The sequence below is a fragment of the Siccirubricoccus phaeus genome (genome assembly GCF_008360935.1).
In the GTDB taxonomy this organism is placed as follows: domain Bacteria; phylum Pseudomonadota; class Alphaproteobacteria; order Acetobacterales; family Acetobacteraceae; genus Siccirubricoccus; species Siccirubricoccus phaeus.
This window is the reverse complement of sequence record NZ_SRXO01000014.1, coordinates 20345-35497: the sequence shown is the minus strand read 5'-3', so window position 1 is coordinate 35497 and position 15153 is coordinate 20345. Positions and strand designations below refer to the sequence as shown.

Annotated in this window: 15 protein-coding genes; 8 read left to right on the top strand and 7 right to left on the bottom strand. The window is 70.8% G+C overall.

Annotated elements, in window-relative coordinates; translation table 11 throughout:
- Window positions 1–13: 13 nt before the first annotated feature.
- The 4 genes from E5N76_RS18885 to E5N76_RS18870 all read left to right on the top strand — a co-directional run bounded on the left by E5N76_RS18885 (window position 14) and on the right by E5N76_RS18870 (window position 4032).
- On the top strand, window positions 14–1186 hold the full coding sequence (locus E5N76_RS18885) for an aromatic ring-hydroxylating oxygenase subunit alpha (RefSeq protein WP_149538877.1): 1173 nt from the start codon (window positions 14–16) through the stop codon (window positions 1184–1186).
- Window positions 1183–2016, top strand: coding sequence for an ABC transporter ATP-binding protein (locus tag E5N76_RS18880; protein ID WP_235907776.1), 834 nt, complete (start codon window positions 1183–1185; stop codon window positions 2014–2016). Before E5N76_RS18885 ends, E5N76_RS18880 begins: the two co-directional genes overlap by 4 nt.
- A gap of 1 nt (window position 2017) precedes the next feature.
- The gene (locus tag E5N76_RS18875; protein ID WP_149538876.1) at window positions 2018–2836 is read left to right on the top strand and encodes an ABC transporter permease; all 819 of its coding nucleotides are present in this window, start codon (window positions 2018–2020) and stop codon (window positions 2834–2836) included.
- A gap of 131 nt (window positions 2837–2967) precedes the next feature.
- Window positions 2968–4032 carry an ABC transporter substrate-binding protein gene (locus E5N76_RS18870; protein ID WP_149538875.1) on the top strand — a complete coding sequence of 355 codons (1065 nt, stop codon included), beginning with the start codon at window positions 2968–2970 and terminating at the stop codon, window positions 4030–4032.
- A gap of 166 nt (window positions 4033–4198) precedes the next feature.
- On the opposite strand, the gene E5N76_RS18865 is transcribed toward E5N76_RS18870, so the two are convergent.
- The 6 genes from E5N76_RS18865 to E5N76_RS18840 form a co-directional block, all read right to left on the bottom strand.
- Entirely contained in the window at window positions 4199–5164 is a 966-nt protein-coding gene (locus E5N76_RS18865; RefSeq protein WP_149538874.1) for a Bug family tripartite tricarboxylate transporter substrate binding protein, read from the bottom strand.
- Window positions 5165–5168: 4 nt separating this feature from the next.
- Window positions 5169–6248 (bottom strand): 3-isopropylmalate dehydrogenase, encoded by a 1080-nt coding sequence (gene leuB, locus E5N76_RS18860; RefSeq protein ID WP_149538873.1) that lies wholly within the window; start codon window positions 6246–6248, stop codon window positions 5169–5171.
- A 169-nt stretch (window positions 6249–6417) separates the two neighbouring features.
- A complete protein-coding gene (gene leuD, locus E5N76_RS18855) occupies window positions 6418–7023 on the bottom strand; it encodes a 3-isopropylmalate dehydratase small subunit (RefSeq protein WP_149538872.1) in 606 nt (201 codons plus the stop codon).
- A gap of 4 nt (window positions 7024–7027) precedes the next feature.
- Window positions 7028–8449: a 3-isopropylmalate dehydratase large subunit gene (leuC, locus tag E5N76_RS18850; protein WP_149538871.1), complete on the bottom strand. Its 1422-nt coding sequence runs from the start codon at window positions 8447–8449 to the stop codon at window positions 7028–7030.
- A 349-nt stretch (window positions 8450–8798) separates the two neighbouring features.
- The gene (locus tag E5N76_RS29660; protein WP_187830265.1) at window positions 8799–9371 is read right to left on the bottom strand and encodes a hypothetical protein; all 573 of its coding nucleotides are present in this window, start codon (window positions 9369–9371) and stop codon (window positions 8799–8801) included.
- Window positions 9372–9533: 162 nt separating this feature from the next.
- Window positions 9534–10280 (bottom strand): DUF459 domain-containing protein, encoded by a 747-nt coding sequence (locus E5N76_RS18840; protein ID WP_187830264.1) that lies wholly within the window; start codon window positions 10278–10280, stop codon window positions 9534–9536.
- A gap of 145 nt (window positions 10281–10425) precedes the next feature.
- Between E5N76_RS18840 and E5N76_RS18835 the strand changes: the two genes are divergently transcribed.
- Both E5N76_RS18835 and E5N76_RS18830 read left to right on the top strand, forming a co-directional pair.
- Entirely contained in the window at window positions 10426–11775 is a 1350-nt protein-coding gene (locus E5N76_RS18835; protein ID WP_149538869.1) for a GDSL-type esterase/lipase family protein, read from the top strand.
- A 226-nt stretch (window positions 11776–12001) separates the two neighbouring features.
- Window positions 12002–12757 (top strand): MBOAT family O-acyltransferase, encoded by a 756-nt coding sequence (locus tag E5N76_RS18830; RefSeq protein WP_149538868.1) that lies wholly within the window; start codon window positions 12002–12004, stop codon window positions 12755–12757.
- 363 nt (window positions 12758–13120) lie between these two features.
- On the opposite strand, the gene E5N76_RS18825 is transcribed toward E5N76_RS18830, so the two are convergent.
- A complete protein-coding gene (locus tag E5N76_RS18825) occupies window positions 13121–13687 on the bottom strand; it encodes a YqgE/AlgH family protein (protein WP_235907775.1) in 567 nt (188 codons plus the stop codon).
- Window positions 13688–13835: 148 nt separating this feature from the next.
- Here E5N76_RS18825 and E5N76_RS18820 point away from each other — a divergent pair, with 148 nt between their 5' ends.
- The gene (locus E5N76_RS18820) at window positions 13836–14318 is read left to right on the top strand and encodes a peroxiredoxin (RefSeq protein WP_149538866.1); all 483 of its coding nucleotides are present in this window, start codon (window positions 13836–13838) and stop codon (window positions 14316–14318) included.
- Between the two features lie 551 nt (window positions 14319–14869).
- Window positions 14870–15136 carry a hypothetical protein gene (locus E5N76_RS18815; RefSeq protein ID WP_149538865.1) on the top strand — a complete coding sequence of 89 codons (267 nt, stop codon included), beginning with the start codon at window positions 14870–14872 and terminating at the stop codon, window positions 15134–15136.
- Window positions 15137–15153 lie beyond the last annotated feature (17 nt).

Below are 15153 nucleotides of genomic sequence, written 5' to 3'. Positions count from 1 at the left end.
GGAAACGGAACCCATGGTCGCCATGCGTGAAATGACGGAACCCAAGGATCTCTTCGATCCGCGCCACTACACCAGGGTTCGCCGCCCCTTCCATTCCGCCGAGACCCTGCCGCCCTGGTGCTACACCAGCGAGCGCTGGTACGAGCGGGAGAAGGAGACGATCTTCAAGAAGTACTGGAACTGCCTGGGCCATGAGAGCCGCGTGCCGGAGCCCGGCAGCTACTTCACCCAGACCTTCTGCGACGTGCCGCTCATCGTCGTCCGCGGCCAGGACAAGGTGGTGCGCGCCTTCGTCAATAGCTGCACCCATCGCGGCTCCATCATGATGGAGGGCGAGGGGAGCTGCAATCACATCAAATGCCCCTACCACGCCTGGGCCTTCTCCCTCGAGGGCGAGCTGGTCGGCACGCCGATGTTCGAGGAGAGCGAGCATTTCCGGAAGGCGGACCACGGCCTGGCGCAGATTCGCGCCGAGGTGTGGAACGGCCTCATCTTCATCAATTTCGACCCCAGCGCCCAGGCGATGACGGATTACCTCGGCGACCTGACGGACCGCGTGGCGCCGTGGAAGGCGGGCGAGATGGTCTGCGTCGCCCGCCGCGAATTCCCGGTGAAGTCCAACTGGAAATTCTACGCGGAGAATTGGAGCGACGGCTACCACGTCCCCTTCGTGCACCAGACCACGCTGAACAAGAAGCGCGTCTCCAAGCGCGACTTCCATGACCCGAGCGTGCATATCGGCAATTACCTGATGCATTACACCTATTTCTCCGGCAGCCGCGGCACGCCGGAAGGCCAGAAGAAATTCCCGGAGCTGGACCTGCCGAAAGAGCTGAAGATCGGCACCTTCTTCCCCTATGTCCACGCCAACGCCATGGTCGGCTTCGCCATCGACCTGGTAAGCTGCACCGAGATCATCCCGGAAGGCCCCGGCGCCTGCCGGCTCTTCACCTCCACCATGGTGCCGAAGGCCACCGCCGAATTGCCGGAGTTCCAGGAGACGCTGGAGCTCTACCTGAAGTATTCCGACATCGTGCGGGACGAGGACGTGATCGCCGCGGAGCGGCAGCAGCGCGGCGCCGAATCCGCCTATGCCAAGCCGGGCTGCTTCACCCCGCAGGACAAGCTGGTCCATGACTACGATCTCTGGATCCTGGACCGCGTGATCGGCAATTCCGGCCCGTGAGCACGGTGCTGGAGGCGGCCCGGCCCGCGATTGCCACGCCCCGCGCCGCACCGCTCATTGCGGTGCGGGAGCTTAGCAAGGTCTACCCGACCGCGAAGGGGGAGCGCGTGCAGGCGCTCTCCCACATCGCGCTCGACATCGCGGAGGGGGAGTTCGTCTCCCTCGTCGGCCCCTCCGGCTGCGGCAAGACCACGGTGCTGCGCATCCTTGCCGGCCTCATCGGCGATTATGCCGGCAGCGTGGCGGTGCGCGGCCGCGCCCATTGCGGGCCGAGCCGCGAGGTGGGGGTGGTGTTCCAGGACGCCAACCTCATGCCCTGGCGCACCGCGCTGGCCAATGTGCTGCTGCCCGCCGAGGTGCTGCGGCTGAAGGGGCAGGAAGCGCGCGCGAAGGAGCTGCTGGCCATGGTCGGCCTTGCCGGCTTTGAGCGGAAGCTGCCGGGCGAGCTTTCCGGCGGCATGCGCCAGCGTGTCGCCATCGCCCGGGCCCTGCTGCACGACCCGGCCCTGCTGCTGCTGGACGAGCCCTTCGGCGCGCTCGACGCGATGACGCGCGACACGATGAATGTGGAACTCGCCCGCATCGCCGCCGCGTCCCGCAAGACGGTGTTCCTGATCACCCATTCCATCGCGGAGGCCGTCTTCCTTTCGGACCGCGTCCTTGTCATGTCACCCCGCCCGGGCCGCATCGTGGAGGAGATCGCGATCGACCTGCCGAAGCCGCGCGGCCTCGACATTATCGCCGATCGCCGTTTCGCCGACACCGTGGTGCGCATCCGCCGCCTGCTGGACGGCGAGGGCACGGCGCAGCTCCCCAGCATCGCGCACTGAGATGCCAGGCGAGACGACCCTTCCCGCCGAGGCGGCGCCGCGCCTGCCGGCATTGCCGGCCTGGCTGCGGGCGCGGCCGGAATATCTGCTCTCGCCCCTTGCGCTGCTCGCCGTGCTGCTGCTCTGGCAGGGCGTGGTCCGCTCGGGCCTGGTGAGCGTCTATGTGCTGCCGGCGCCGAGCGACATCCTCGCCGCCCTGGCGGAGGGGCTGCAAAGCGGCCTGTTCCTCCGGCACGGGCTGGTGACGCTGTCGGAGGCCGCCACCGGCTTCGCCGCCGCGGTCGGCGCCGGGCTGCTCATCGGCGCGCTGATCGCCGAAGTGCGCTTCCTCGAACGCGCCGTCTATCCCTACCTCGTCGCCATCCAGACCATGCCGAAGATTGCCCTGGCGCCGCTGCTGGTGGTGTGGTTCGGCTTCGGGCCGATGTCGAAGATCGCGGTCGCCACCATCATCGCCTTCTTCCCCATGCTGGTGACCACCATTGCCGGGCTGCGCGACACCAACCAGGGAAGGCTGGATGTGCTGCGCGCCCTCGGGGCTTCGCCCTGGCGCTGCTTCATCGCGGCCAAGCTGCCGGGTGCGCTGCCGCACATCTTCTCCGGCCTCGCCATCGCCGTCATCTTCTGCATGACGGGCGCCATCGTCGGCGAATTCGTCGGCGCCACGGCGGGGCTCGGCTACCTCATCGTCCAGGCCAATGCGCGGATGAACATCCCGCAGGTCTTCGCCATCCTGCTCGTGCTGGGCGTCATCGGCGTGCTCGCCTATGCCGGCATCCAGGGGCTGCGGCGGCGCGTGCTGTTCTGGGACAAGTCATAGAGCGTGATCGCTTGCGGCGCCCCCGCCGGGAGCGTGAATCACGCGACCAACGGAATGGAGCGTGATCGCTTGCGGCGTCCTCGCCGCAAGCGTGCATCGCGCGACCGAGAGAAAAGGAGAGAGCAAGGCCGATGATCGCCCGACGTTCCCTGCTGGCCGGCGCGGCCGGCGCCGCCGCCGCCACGCTGGCGGGCCCGGCCATCGGCCAGGCGCTGGTGAAGACCAGCTTCGGCCCCACCACCACGGATATCTCCACCGGCCACGCCGCGCATTCGTCCCTGCCGCGCGCGCTCGGCTACTGGAAGGATGAGGGCCTCGACGTCGATGTCTTCGGCGTCGCCGGCAACACCGCGGGCCTCCAGCTCATCTCGGCCGGCAATATCGACTTCATCACCATCGTGGCGGAGGAGCTGCTGACCGGTCGCGCCCGCGGCATGCCGATCAAGGGCGCCTACATGCATGCGCGCCAGCCCATAGCCCGCATCGTGGTGCCGAAAGCCTCCGGCATCACCAGCCTGGCGCAGTTGAAGGGCAAGACGATGGGCATGCCGGTGATCGGCCCCAGCCCCTATTCCGTCGCGGCCTTCAAGGAGGCCGGCGTGAATTTCGCGGAGGACATCAAGCTGGTCGCCACCGGCACCGGCGCGCCGGCGCTGCTGGCGCTGCGCCGCGGCGACATCGCCGGCTGGATCTCCTGGGACACCGCCGTGGCCGGCCTTGAGAACCGCGGCATGGAGTTCACCGAGCTGCGCCCGGGCTTCTTCGACCAGCTCATCGGCAACATCGTCATCACGCGGGAGGAGGTGTTCCGCACCCGGCCGGAGCTGATCGTCAAGATGTGCCGCGGCATCGCCAAGGCGGCGCATTTCGGCCTGACCAACCCGGAGGCGGCCATCAGGATCCACTGGCAGGTCTATCCGCAGACCAAGCCGCAGGGCGGCGACCCGGCGAAGGTGATGGAGGAGGCGAAGCGCGTCTTCCTCTCCCGCTTCAGCGCCTTCGCCGTGCCGCCGGGGACGCAGTACGGCGCCACCTCGCCCTCGCAGTGGGAGCTGGTGACCAAGCAGATGCAGGAGGCCGGCGAGCTGCCGGCGGGCTTCGATGCCGGCGCGGCCTTCACCAGCGAATACCTGGCGGAGATCAACAACTGGGATCGCGGGGCGATCGAGGCGCAGGCCAAGGCCTGGAACGGGTAGTCGAGGAGGGCTCTGCCCTCCTCGAGCTCCACCCGCCAAAGGCCGAAGGGCCTTTGGAAACCATGAGTCTGAGGCGCGACGGTCGAGACGCCAAACTCAAGGGTTCAAAGGGCCCTTCGGCCCTTTGCGGGGGAGAGCCCGAGAGGGGGCGGCGCCCCCTCTCGGTTCAGCCCAAGGTAATTCCCGCCTCCCGGATCACCTGTTCGCAGATCGTCCGCTGCCCATCCAGCCAGCGCGCAAATTCCTCCGGGCTGCTGCCGGACATCACCGCCCCCAGCGGGTCCATCCGCTGCTTCACCCCCGCATCCCGGCAGGCCTGGCCGACGGCCTCGCCCAGCCGCACGACGATGCTCTGCGGCGTCCCGGCGGCGGCGAACACGCCGTTCCAGTCATTCATGTCGAAGCCCGGGAAGCCCTTCTCCGAGAGCGCCGGAACGTCCGGGATGGAGGGCACGCGGTTCACGCTCGTCACCGCCAGCATGCGCGCCTTGCCGGACTGCACCGGCGGGCGGATGGAATTGGTGGTGATCAGCACGGCATCAATCACCCCCGCCGTGATGTCCCGCGCCGCATCCGCCCCGCCGCGATAGGGCGTGTGGATCAGCCTTATGCCCGCCAGCTTCTGGAACATCTCCCCCGCGAGATGCCCCATGCCGGCGGCCGGCGGCGTGCCGTAGCTGATCGTGGCGGGCTTCGCCTTGGCCGCGGCGATGAACTCCTCGATCGTCCGCGCCGGGAAATCCTGCTTCACCGCGATCACCTGCGGGAACAGGCAGATCTGCGAGACCGGCAGGAAGGCCGTGCGGTAGTCGAAGCCGAGATCCTTCATCAGCGGCGGGTTGGTGAGCTGGTTCGCCGCATCCACCAGGAAGGTGTAGCCGTCCTTCGGCGCCTGCAGCGTGGCGTTCGCCGCGATCACCGCATTGCCGCCAGTCCGGTTCTCGATCACCACCGATTGGCCGATGATCTCCTGCAGCTTCTGCCCCATGGTGCGCGCCGCGGTATCCGCCGCGCCGCCGGCGGCGAAGGCGACGATCAGGCGGACCGGCCGGTTCGGCCAGACCTCGCCCTGCGCCAGGGCGGGGGTGGCGAGCGCGCTGCCCAGCAGGGCGCGGCGTGAGACGCGCAGCATCGCCTCAGCCTTTCAGCTTGAGGATGGCCTGGGCGACCGCATCGCCCATCGCCGCCGTGCCCACCCGCGTCGCGCCTTCCTCCATGATGTCGCCGGTGCGGTAGCCCTCCGCCAGCACCTGGCGCACCGCCTTCTCCACCAGCGCCGCCTCCGCCTCCAGCTTCAGCGAATGCCGCAGCAGCAGCGCGGCGGAAAGGATGGAGGCCAGCGGATTCGCCAGATCCTTCCCCGCGATGTCCGGCGCCGAGCCATGCACCGGCTCGAACAGCCCCACGCCCTCGCCGTTCAGCGAGGCGGAGGGCAGCATGCCGATGGACCCCGTCAGCATCGCCGCCGCGTCGGAGAGGATGTCGCCGAAGATATTCCCCGTCACGATCACGTCGAAGTCCCGCGGCCGGCGGATGAGATGCATGGAGACGGCATCGACATATTCGTGCCGCAGCTCCACATCCGGATAATCGCGGGAGACCTCGATGGCCACCTCGCGCCAGAGCTGGCTGGTCTCCAGCACATTCGCCTTGTCCACGGAACAGAGCTGCCGCCGCCGCTTCCGCGCCGCCTCGAAGCCCGCGCGCATCACCCGCGCCACTTCGGCCTCCGTGTAGCGCATGGTGTTCCAGGCATGGCGCTGCCCGTTCTCCACGCCGCGGCCGCGCGGCGTGCCGAAATAGATGTCGCTGGTCAGCTCCCGCAGCACCACCAGGTCCACGCCCTCGATCGCCTCCCGCTTCAGCGAGGACGCCCCGAGCAGCTCCGGGAAGGCAAACACCGGCCGGAAATTGGCGTAGAGGTCGAGCTGCTTGCGCAGCCGCAGCAGCCCATGCCCGCCGCGGGATTCCGCCGGGCGCAAATCGCTCTCATAGGTGCCGGCGGCGCCGAACAGGATGGCATCGGCCTTCGCCGCCATCTCAGCAGTGGAGGGCGGCAGCGGATCGCCATGCAGGTCGTAGGCGGCGTCGCCGATCGGCGCCTCTGCCATCTCGAATTGCGGACCGTTATTGGCGGAGATGGCGCGCAGCGCCTTCACCGCCTGGGCCGTCACCTCCGGCCCGATGCCGTCGCCGGCCAGCACGGCGATCTTCATGGCGCCGTCCGATGGTCGGAGCGCCGCGAGGCGCGGAGAGCTGAATCGGCCGGCACGACATATGCCCGATGGTCGGAGCGCCGCGAGGCGCGGAGAGCTGAATCGGCCGACACGACATATGCCCGATGGTCGGAGCGCCGCGAGGCGCGGAGAGCTGAATCGGTCGGCTTCATATGCGGTTCTCCCTGCCGTAGCGCCGTTCGAAGGCGGCGATGTCGTCCTCATAGGCGGCGGTCACGCCGAAATCGTCCAGCCCGTTCAGCATGCAGTGCTTGGCGAAGGGGTCGATCTCGAAGCCGTGCGTGCTGCCGTCCGGCGCCGTCACCTCCTGCTTCGGCAGGTCCACATGGATATGCGCGCCGGGCGAGGCCTCGAGCTGCGCCAGGATGTCCTCCACGACCTCGGCGGGCAGCACCACCGGCAGCAGCCCGTTCTTCGTGCCGTTGTTGCGGAAGATGTCGCCGAAGCTCGGCGCGATGGCGCAGCGGAAGCCGGCGTCGAACAGCGCCCACACCGCCGCCTCGCGGGAGCTGCCGCAGGCGAAATTCTTCCCCGCCACGATGATCTTCGCCTCCCGCCAGGCCTCCCGGTTCAGCGGGAATTCCGGGTTCTGCTCGTCCGTCGCCGGCACGCGCCGCGCGTCATGGAAGAGGAAATCCGCATGGTTCACCTCCCGCGGGCGGGAGAGGTAGCGGGCCGGGATGATCTGGTCCGTGTCGATATTCGGCAGCGGCAGCGGCACCGCCACGGCGTCCAGCGTCACGAAGGCTTCCATCGTCTCAGCCTCCCACCAGCCGGCGCACATCGGCGAAGCGGCCCGTCACCGCCGCCGCCGCGGCCATGGCCGGGCTCAGCAGATGCGTCCGCGCCCCCGGCCCCTGCCGCCCCATGAAATTGCGGTTGGAGGTGGAGGCGACGCGCTGCCCCGGCCGGGCGATGTCGCCATTGGTACCGAGGCACATGGAGCAGCCCGGCTCCCGCCACTCGAAGCCGGCGCGGCGGAACACCTCGTGCAGTCCCTCGGCCTCGGCCTGGCGCTTCACGGGCTCGCTGCCCGGTACGACCCAGGCCAGCACGCCTTCCGCCACCTTGCGGCCATCCGCCACGGCGGCGGCGGCGCGCAGATCCTCGATGCGGGAATTCGTGCAGCTCCCGATGAAGACGCGGTCGATGGCGATGTCCGTCAGGGGCGTGCCCGGCACCAGCCCCATATAGTCCAGCATCCGCCGCATCTGCGCCCGCCGCTCGGCATCCGCCGCGCTCTCCGGGTCCGGCACCGCGGCGTCGATCGGCAGCGCATCCTCCGGGCTGTTGCCCCAGGTGACCATGGGCTGGATCGCGCTGCCATCCAGCGACACCTCGGTGTCGAACACCGCGCCCGCATCGCTCGGCAGCTCCCGCCAGTGCATCACCGCCTGATCCCACTCCGCGCCCTGCGGCGCGTAGGGTCGGCCATGCAGATAGGCATAGGTGGTCTCGTCCGGCGCCACCATGCCGGCGCGGCCACCCGCCTCGATGGACATGTTGCAGAGCGTCAGCCGCCCTTCCATGGAAAGCCCGCGAATGGCGCTGCCGGCATATTCGATGACATGCCCCGTCGCCCCCGCCGCGCCGATCCGCGCGATGATGGCGAGGATCACATCCTTCCCCGTCACCTGCGGCCCCAGCGTGCCATCCACGGTGATGCGCATGGTCTTCGGCTTGCGCTGCCACAGCGTCTGCGTCGCCAGCACATGCGCCACTTCGGTGCTGCCGATGCCGAAGGCCAGCGCGCCCACCGCGCCATGGGTGGAGGTGTGGCTGTCGCCGCAGACGATCAGCAGCCCGGGCTGGGAAAGTCCCGTCTCCGGCCCCATCACATGCACGATGCCCTGGTTGGGATCGCCCAGGCCGAACATACGGATGCCGTGCTCCGCCGTGTTGCGCGCCAGCTTCTCCACCATCTCGCGGTGGCGCGGATCCTCGATCTCCGCCAGCTTGCGGCCGGCGGTGGAGACGTAGTGATCGGGCGTGGCGAAGATGCGGTCCGGCGCCCGCGGCTTCAGCCCGCGCTGGCGCAGCACGTCGAAGGCGGTGGCGCCGCCGTCATGCAGCAGGTGGCGGCCGACATAGAGCAGCGTCTGGCCGTCCTCGCGCTCCGTCACGCGATGGCGCGACCAGATCTTCTCGAACAGCGTGCGCGGGCCTGATGGCTCGGACATGCTCCCCCCGTTGGCGATGTTTCGCCGGAGAGGGTGGGCCGGGGCAAGGGACCTGTCCAGGGGGAGCGGGATGGGGCTCTGCCCCCACGCCCGGCCTGAGGTTCCAGAGCCGAGAGTTTAACCTGCCGACCAGCGGCGGTCCGGGAAGGCGGCGCCCTTGGTGGGGCTCTGCCCCCCGGGTGGGGGATTCCCCTTAGGCGCCAACTTTGAGAAATTCCTAAGAAGACAAAGATCGGGGACTCTGCCCCCGAACCCCCGCCGGGGCCAGGACCTGGCTCCGGCGGGGGGTTGGGGGCAGAGCCCTATCGCAGCCCTTCTAAGCTAGCGCCTACAGATATGCCCCCCGCGGTTATTTCTGCCTGGCGGACCAGTGCTGCTCGCGCCGGCCGCGGCGTTCCGCCCCGGCGGTCAGCCAGCGCCCACCGCGCCGCGCCGCGCGGCCGGGGCCCAGCGGGAAGCGGGGCAAGACGGCTTCCGGCGAGAGGTCCGCAGGCCCGGGCGGGGCTGCCTCCTCCCGGGCTTCCGGCGCCGCACGGGGCTTGCGGGGCCGGCGCTGCGGGGCGGCGGCCCTCGCCTTGGCCGGTTCGGCTTCGGCACCGGCACCCTCCGCCATGACGGCTTCGGCCGGCGCCGCCGCCTCCTCGGCCGGGGCCGCTGCGGCCTCGGGCGCCGCCTCTGCCCGCGCCGCAGCCGCCGGCGGCTGGCCGAAATAGGCCATCACCTCCCGCCCTTGCTCGATCAGCGCGCTCAGCGTGCCGGCGGTTTCGTAAAGCCCGTCGCCGCGGCTGGCCAGGAAGGGCCGGCCATCGATGGTGAAGACCTTCCGTTGCATGGAAAGGCGCTGCACCGCGGCGGGGGTGGCAGGTTCGAAGGTGCAGCCGGACGCAATGGCGGCGGCGACCTGTTCGGCATCCAGAACCAAGTCAGGGCCTCAAGAAACAAAAGTCGAAAATAAAACCTGCCCCGCCCTTGCGCGACCGAATTGCTGCCGCGTCGATCAGGACAATAGAAGCTGAGTATTCAACCTGCCCCTATGGCGCAATAGCCGATGGCCGGGCTCGGTTGATTGTTATGTGGCGGCGGTTCAGGCCACCAGGGCGGCGCCGGCCGCGGCCAGGGGCGGGGCCAGCTCCGGCTCCTCCGCCGCCACGGCGGCGAAGGCCAGACGGGCGATGGCGCGGTAGCCGAGCTCGGAGAAATGCACCCCGTCATCCGCCCGCAGCCGGCGTTCCACCCTATCCGATCCGGCCAGGGAGGCGCGGAAATGCCCTTCCGGGTCGCTGGTCGCCGCCCAGCTCGGCACCCAGAGCGCGCCGCTGGCCCGCGCCCCGCGCTCCTCGATCTCATTCAGCCTCTGGGTGAATTGGGCGAAGCCCGGCTCCCGCATATTGGGCAGGCCCAGCCAGGCGACGACGGCGCCGCAGGCCCGCGCATGCTCCGCCATGGCGGCCACGCGGGCGGCATAGGCCTCGGCATAGCCCGGGCTGCCGAAGGCGAAGCGCTGGCGGGTGGCGCGGTCCACCATGGGGCGGAAATCATTGGCGCCGATCCAGGCGAGCATGAGTTGCGGCCGGGCCCGCGCCGTCGCCTCCCGCACCGCCTCCACCCAATCATATTCGTCCGCGCGGGTGAGGCCGGTGGCGTGGCGGGTGCCGTTCACCAGCTTCAGCTCCCGCTGCCGCCGCAGGGCGGGAAGGGAGGCGAGGTAGAGCCCCTGGGCCAGGCTGTCCCCGCAGAAAAGGATCGTTAAGCCCCAGCCCCATCCTGCGCCCGGGCCGGAGCAGCCTCCCCGGCGCGGGCCGCCGCGGGCATCGATGCGAAGGCGGTGCAAACCAGTCCGAGCAAGGGCCGGCGCCCCAACCCGGCCGTGACCGGTTTTCGTGTCACAAGCGTTCGTGTCATGCGAGGAGGTGCGGTTCCCGAATATTGGACAACACGCATCGGCAACCGTAAAGATTTCGCGTTGAGGAGGCAATATGCCGCGTTCGCGGGCCGGAACATCGCGTCGCTCGCTGCTGGGGAAGCTCGGGGCGGGGCTGCTGCTTTCCGGCTGCGACCTGGCGCGGGGGGGCGTGCCGGCGCGGGCCGCGGAGCCTTCCGGCGCGCTGCATTCCCTGGCGGAGCTGGAACGCTGGACGCCGGACTGGCACCTGGCGCCGGCGGTGCCGGAGGCGCTGCCGATGCCGGCCGCGGCAGGGGCGGGCGAGCCGCTGGCCGGGTTCTACGGTGCGCTGGCGCAGCTCGAGGCAAGGCGCGCCACCCAGCCCGTGCTGATCGTGCAATTCGGCGACAGCCACACCGCCGGCCCCTTCTTCATCGCCCGGCTGCGGGAGCTGTTCCAGGCGCGCTACGGCGCCATCGGCCCCGGCCGCCTGCCGCCCGGCCAGGCGCCGCGCTTCTACCGCCCTGCCCTCGTGCAGGTGGAGCAGCAGGGCGCCTGGACGGCCGCCAATGCGCTGCGCGCCGGCACGCCCGGCCCCTTCGGCATCGCTGGCTACCGGCTGCGGGGCAGCGCCGCCGGCAGCCGCATCCTGCTCCGCTCCACGGAGCCGGAGGGGTTCGACCGCTTCTCGCTCGACGTGCTGGTGCAGCCGGGGGGCGGGCAATTCCGCCTATCGCTGGATGGCGAGGCCGGCCCGGTGCTGCGCAGCCGCGCGCCGGAGCCGCGCCGTGCCCCGGTGCCGCTGGATTTGCCGCGCCGCTTCCGTGAGGTGGCGGTGGAGGTGATGGGCGACGGCCCCGTGGAGCTGCTGGGCTGGGGGGTGGAGCGCCGCGGCCCCGGCGTGCTGGTGGAGGGGCATGGCATCAACGGCGCCACCATCGACATGCTCTCCAACCTGGACCAGGCGATCCTGGCCGATGACCTGGCGGCGCGGCCGCCGGCGCTGATCCTGCTGGCCTATGGCACCAACGAGGCGGTGGATGCCGGGCTGGACGCCGAGGCCTATGCCGCGCAGCTCACCGCCCGGGTGCGGGCGCTGCGGCGGATGGCGCCGCGGAGCGCGATGCTGCTGATCGGCGCGCCGGATTCCGCCCGGCGGGTGGGGCGGCACCCGCGGGGCTGCGGCGGCTGGGCGCCGCTGCCGGGCCTGGCCGCGGTGAAGCTGGCGCAGCGCCGGGTGGCGGCGGCGGAAAGGCTGGGCTTCTGGGACTGGGCGGAGGTGACGGGCGGCATCTGCCGGCTGGATGCGCTGACCCGCGGCGCGCCGAAGATGGTGCAGGACGACCATGTGCACATGACGGCCGATGGCTACCGCTTCTCCGCCGAGCGGCTGTTCGACCGGCTGATGCGCCGCCAGGGCACGCCGCTTGCCGGTTCGGTGTAGCGGGTGCGGGGCGGCGATCCTGCCGGCTTGGCGTGCCGGTGACCGGGGGGGCGTCGCCTGGTGGCCTGGCGTGCCGGCCGGCGAATGGGCGCCGTCGCCTTGGCCTGGCGCGCCGGCCCAGGTGAGCGGGCGCCGTCGCCCCACGGCCCGGCGCGCCGGGCCGCCTGCCGGTAGGGGCGGCGGCTGGCCGGCCCCCGGCCCGCGAACCCCCGGGCAGTAGCCGCGCATGCTCTTCCCGACCGGGGCCTTCGCCCTGTTCTTCCTCGGCGTCTTCCTGGCGCATTGGGGTTTGCGGCGGCATCTGGTGGCGGATCGCTGCCTGCTGCTGGGCGCCAGCATCCTCTTCTATGCGCAGTGGTCGCTGGAATTCTGTGCCCTGCTCGGGGTGCTCGGGCTCTGGGCCTGGGGGGCGGGGCGGCTGCTGGCGCCCAGGGGGGACGGGATCGCCGCGCCGCGGCCCGCCTGGCTGCTGCCGCTGGCGGTGGCCGGGCCGCTCGCCGTGCTGGGCTGGTTCAAATACGCGGATTTCTTCCTGGCGGAGGCGGGCGCGCTGCTGGCGCGGCTGGGGCTGGAGGCGCCGCCCCTGCTTGGCATCGTGCTGCCGGTCGGCATCTCCTTCTTCTGCTTCCAGGCCATCTCCTACATCGTCGATGTCGCGCGGGGGGAGGCGCGGGCCGAGCCCTCCCCGCTGAACGTGCTGGTCTACATCTTCTTCTTCCCGCATCTGGCCGCAGGGCCGATCGTCCGCGCGGCGCATTTCCTGCCGCAGGTCGCGACCCCCGCCGATCCGCGGCGCATCCCCTTCCTGATGGCGGGGCTGCTCATCCTGGGCGGGCTGGTGAAGAAGGTGCTGCTGGCGAATACCCTGGCGACGCAATTGGTGGACCCGGTGTTCCGGGACCCGGAGGGGGTCGCGGCGCTGGATGCGCTGCTCGCCATCTATGGCTATGCGGCGCAGATCTGGTGCGATTTCTCCGCCTAGTCGGACATGGCGATCGGCGTCGCGGCGCTGCTCGCCGCGGCCGAGGCCTGGCATGGCGCGATGCAGGCCCTGGAGGTGCCGCAGGCACTGGCCGCTCTGCACGCGGCGCTCGGCCTGGCGGAGTAGCGCGGCGCCCAGCCCGCCGCTGCGGCTTCCGCGCGGGGGCGCGGCCATACAGGCAGCGCCGCTCGGGGCAAGGCGCACCCCGGAGGCGCCTTCACCCAAAAGGGGGAGCAGGACGCCCCACCGAACCGGACCGCCGGCCGCCCAGGCGCGGCTTTGCCGGGACAGGCTGTGCGAGGCGCCGGCCATAAGGGAATCCCCGGGGCCCATGGCGTCGCGCAGCGACGCCATGGGGATGAACTATGCGTGCCCCGCCGCGCCGGAGAGCAGCAGCGGGTCGATCTTCAGCTTGGCCAGCGCCGCCCGCCATTTCCGCCCGTCATCGCCGCCGAACAGCAGCGCCTCATCCGGGGAGACGGAAAGCCACGCATTGGCCTGGATCTCCTCCTCCAACTGCCCCGGCCCCCAGCCGGCATAGCCCAGCGCCAGCATCCCCTGGCGCGGCCCGCCGCCGCCGGCGATCGCCTTCAGGATGTCCACGCTGGCGGTCAGGGCGAAATCCCGGCCCACCGGCAGGGACTGGTCGCTGGACCAGTCCGCCGTGTGCAGCACGAAGCCGCGCCCCCCCTCCACCGGCCCGCCCTGGAACATCGGCAGCCGCCGCTGCGGCGGCAGGGGCGAAAGGTCGAGCTGCTTCAGCAGCTCATCGAAGGAAAGGGTCTCGAGCGGCTTGTTCACCACGATCCCCATGGCCCCCTCGGCGGAATGGGCGACCAGGCAAATGACGGTGCGGGCGAAGCTCGGGCTCTGCAGGCTCGGCATCGCGATCAGCATCTGGCCGGACAGGTAGCCGGTGCCCTGGACCATGGGTAAAGCGACAGTAGCAGTGCGGGAGCGTCTCGCCATGGCGAAAACATGGCGGGGCGCGGGGCATCCTGCAAGCCGGGGCAGCCCTCCGGGCGATGACAGAGCGCGGCGAAGGGGTTACAGGAGCGTGGTTGGAGGAGGCACACCCATGACCATCAAGGTTGGCGACAGCATCCCGTCCATGAAGCTGATGCAGGGCACGGCGGAAGGCCCGAAGGAGATCTCGACCGAGGAATTGTTCGGCGGCAAGACGGTGGTGCTGTTCGGCGTGCCGGGTGCCTTCACCCCCACCTGCTCCGCCAAGCACCTGCCGGGCTTCGTCTCCCAGTATGACGCGCTGAAGGCCAAGGGCGCCGATGTCGTCGCCTGCATGGCGGTGAATGACGCCTTCGTCATGGGCGCCTGGGGCAAGGACCAGGGCGTGGGCGACAAGGTGGTGATGATCGCCGATGGCAGCGCCGCCTTCACCAAGGCGCTGGGGCTGGAGCTGGACCTGACGGCGCGCGGCCTTGGCGTGCGCTGCCAGCGCTTCGCCCTGGTGGCCAAGGACGGCAAGGTGACGCACCTGGCCGTCGAGGCCGCCGGCGCCTTCGAGGTGAGCAAGGCCGAGGCGGTCCTGGCCGCGCTCTGACCCCTCTTCCTCAGGATGTCGCTGCGCGACGCCATGGGGCCCCGGGGAGCCTGACGAGCGGCGCCTGGCACGGCCTGAAGCGGCAAAGCCGCTTCAGGGCAACAGGCGGCGCGGGCCCTTGGCGGGGCGCGCCGGGCCAGCTTTCGCCGGCGCCTAGAGCGGGATCGGTTGAGCTGCGCTCACCCGCCCCGCTCTAGCTCATTGTTCGGTCGCGTGATTCACGGTTTCGGTCGATTCGACCTCAACCGATCACGCTCTAGGAGTCCCGTCAGGACCGAGCAGCACGGGGCCGGCGCCGGTCCCGCCTTCCACATCCGTGCCTGGCGATCCCCTGGCCGGCACCGGCTCGGCGCCAGGTCCTGGCCGGCTTCCTGCGGCTGGCCGAATGGCCGCGTGCCGTGAAGCCGCATCGGGCGCCGGCCTGGGCGCTGCACCCTGAACCCTGCCGTCTCGGCCGCCCCTGGCGCGGCGGCCCGATCCGGGGCAGGGTGAGCAGGAACGGGCCGGCCGGGCGGCCCCTACCGTCACACCACCGGAAAGGCCGCGGCCCCATGAACCCATTTGCAGCCGCGGCCCTCGCCTGGCAGGCCGGCTTCGTCTTCACCGCCCGTTCCCTGCAGCTCTGGGCGGAGCCGGCCTCCGCCCAGGCGATGCTGCTGCGCTACGCGCTGGAAAAGCAGCGCGCCTTCGAGGCAGGGGCGCTGGCCGCCGGCCAGGCGATGCTGGCCGGCGCCGCCGCCCCGGCGGTGATGGCGGCGGCCATGGCCCCGGCGGAACGCCGGGTGCGGGCCAATCTCCGGCGGCTGACGAAGGCGTAGCGCGCGGCGGGGCGCGG

Coding starts and splice junctions, on each gene's coding strand:
- E5N76_RS18885 (WP_149538877.1), top strand. CDS start 14: ATGGTCGCCATGCGTGAAATGACGGAACCCAAGGATCTCTTCGATCCG.
- E5N76_RS18875 (WP_149538876.1), top strand. CDS start 2,018: ATGCCAGGCGAGACGACCCTTCCCGCCGAGGCGGCGCCGCGCCTGCCG.
- E5N76_RS18870 (WP_149538875.1), top strand. CDS start 2,968: ATGATCGCCCGACGTTCCCTGCTGGCCGGCGCGGCCGGCGCCGCCGCC.
- E5N76_RS18865 (WP_149538874.1), bottom strand. CDS start 5,164: ATGCTGCGCGTCTCACGCCGCGCCCTGCTGGGCAGCGCGCTCGCCACC.
- leuB (WP_149538873.1), bottom strand. CDS start 6,248: ATGAAGATCGCCGTGCTGGCCGGCGACGGCATCGGGCCGGAGGTGACG.
- leuD (WP_149538872.1), bottom strand. CDS start 7,023: ATGGAAGCCTTCGTGACGCTGGACGCCGTGGCGGTGCCGCTGCCGCTG.
- leuC (WP_149538871.1), bottom strand. CDS start 8,449: ATGTCCGAGCCATCAGGCCCGCGCACGCTGTTCGAGAAGATCTGGTCG.
- E5N76_RS18835 (WP_149538869.1), top strand. CDS start 10,426: ATGCCGCGTTCGCGGGCCGGAACATCGCGTCGCTCGCTGCTGGGGAAG.
- E5N76_RS18830 (WP_149538868.1), top strand. CDS start 12,002: ATGCTCTTCCCGACCGGGGCCTTCGCCCTGTTCTTCCTCGGCGTCTTC.
- E5N76_RS18825 (WP_235907775.1), bottom strand. CDS start 13,687: ATGGTCCAGGGCACCGGCTACCTGTCCGGCCAGATGCTGATCGCGATG.
- E5N76_RS18820 (WP_149538866.1), top strand. CDS start 13,836: ATGACCATCAAGGTTGGCGACAGCATCCCGTCCATGAAGCTGATGCAG.
- E5N76_RS18815 (WP_149538865.1), top strand. CDS start 14,870: ATGAACCCATTTGCAGCCGCGGCCCTCGCCTGGCAGGCCGGCTTCGTC.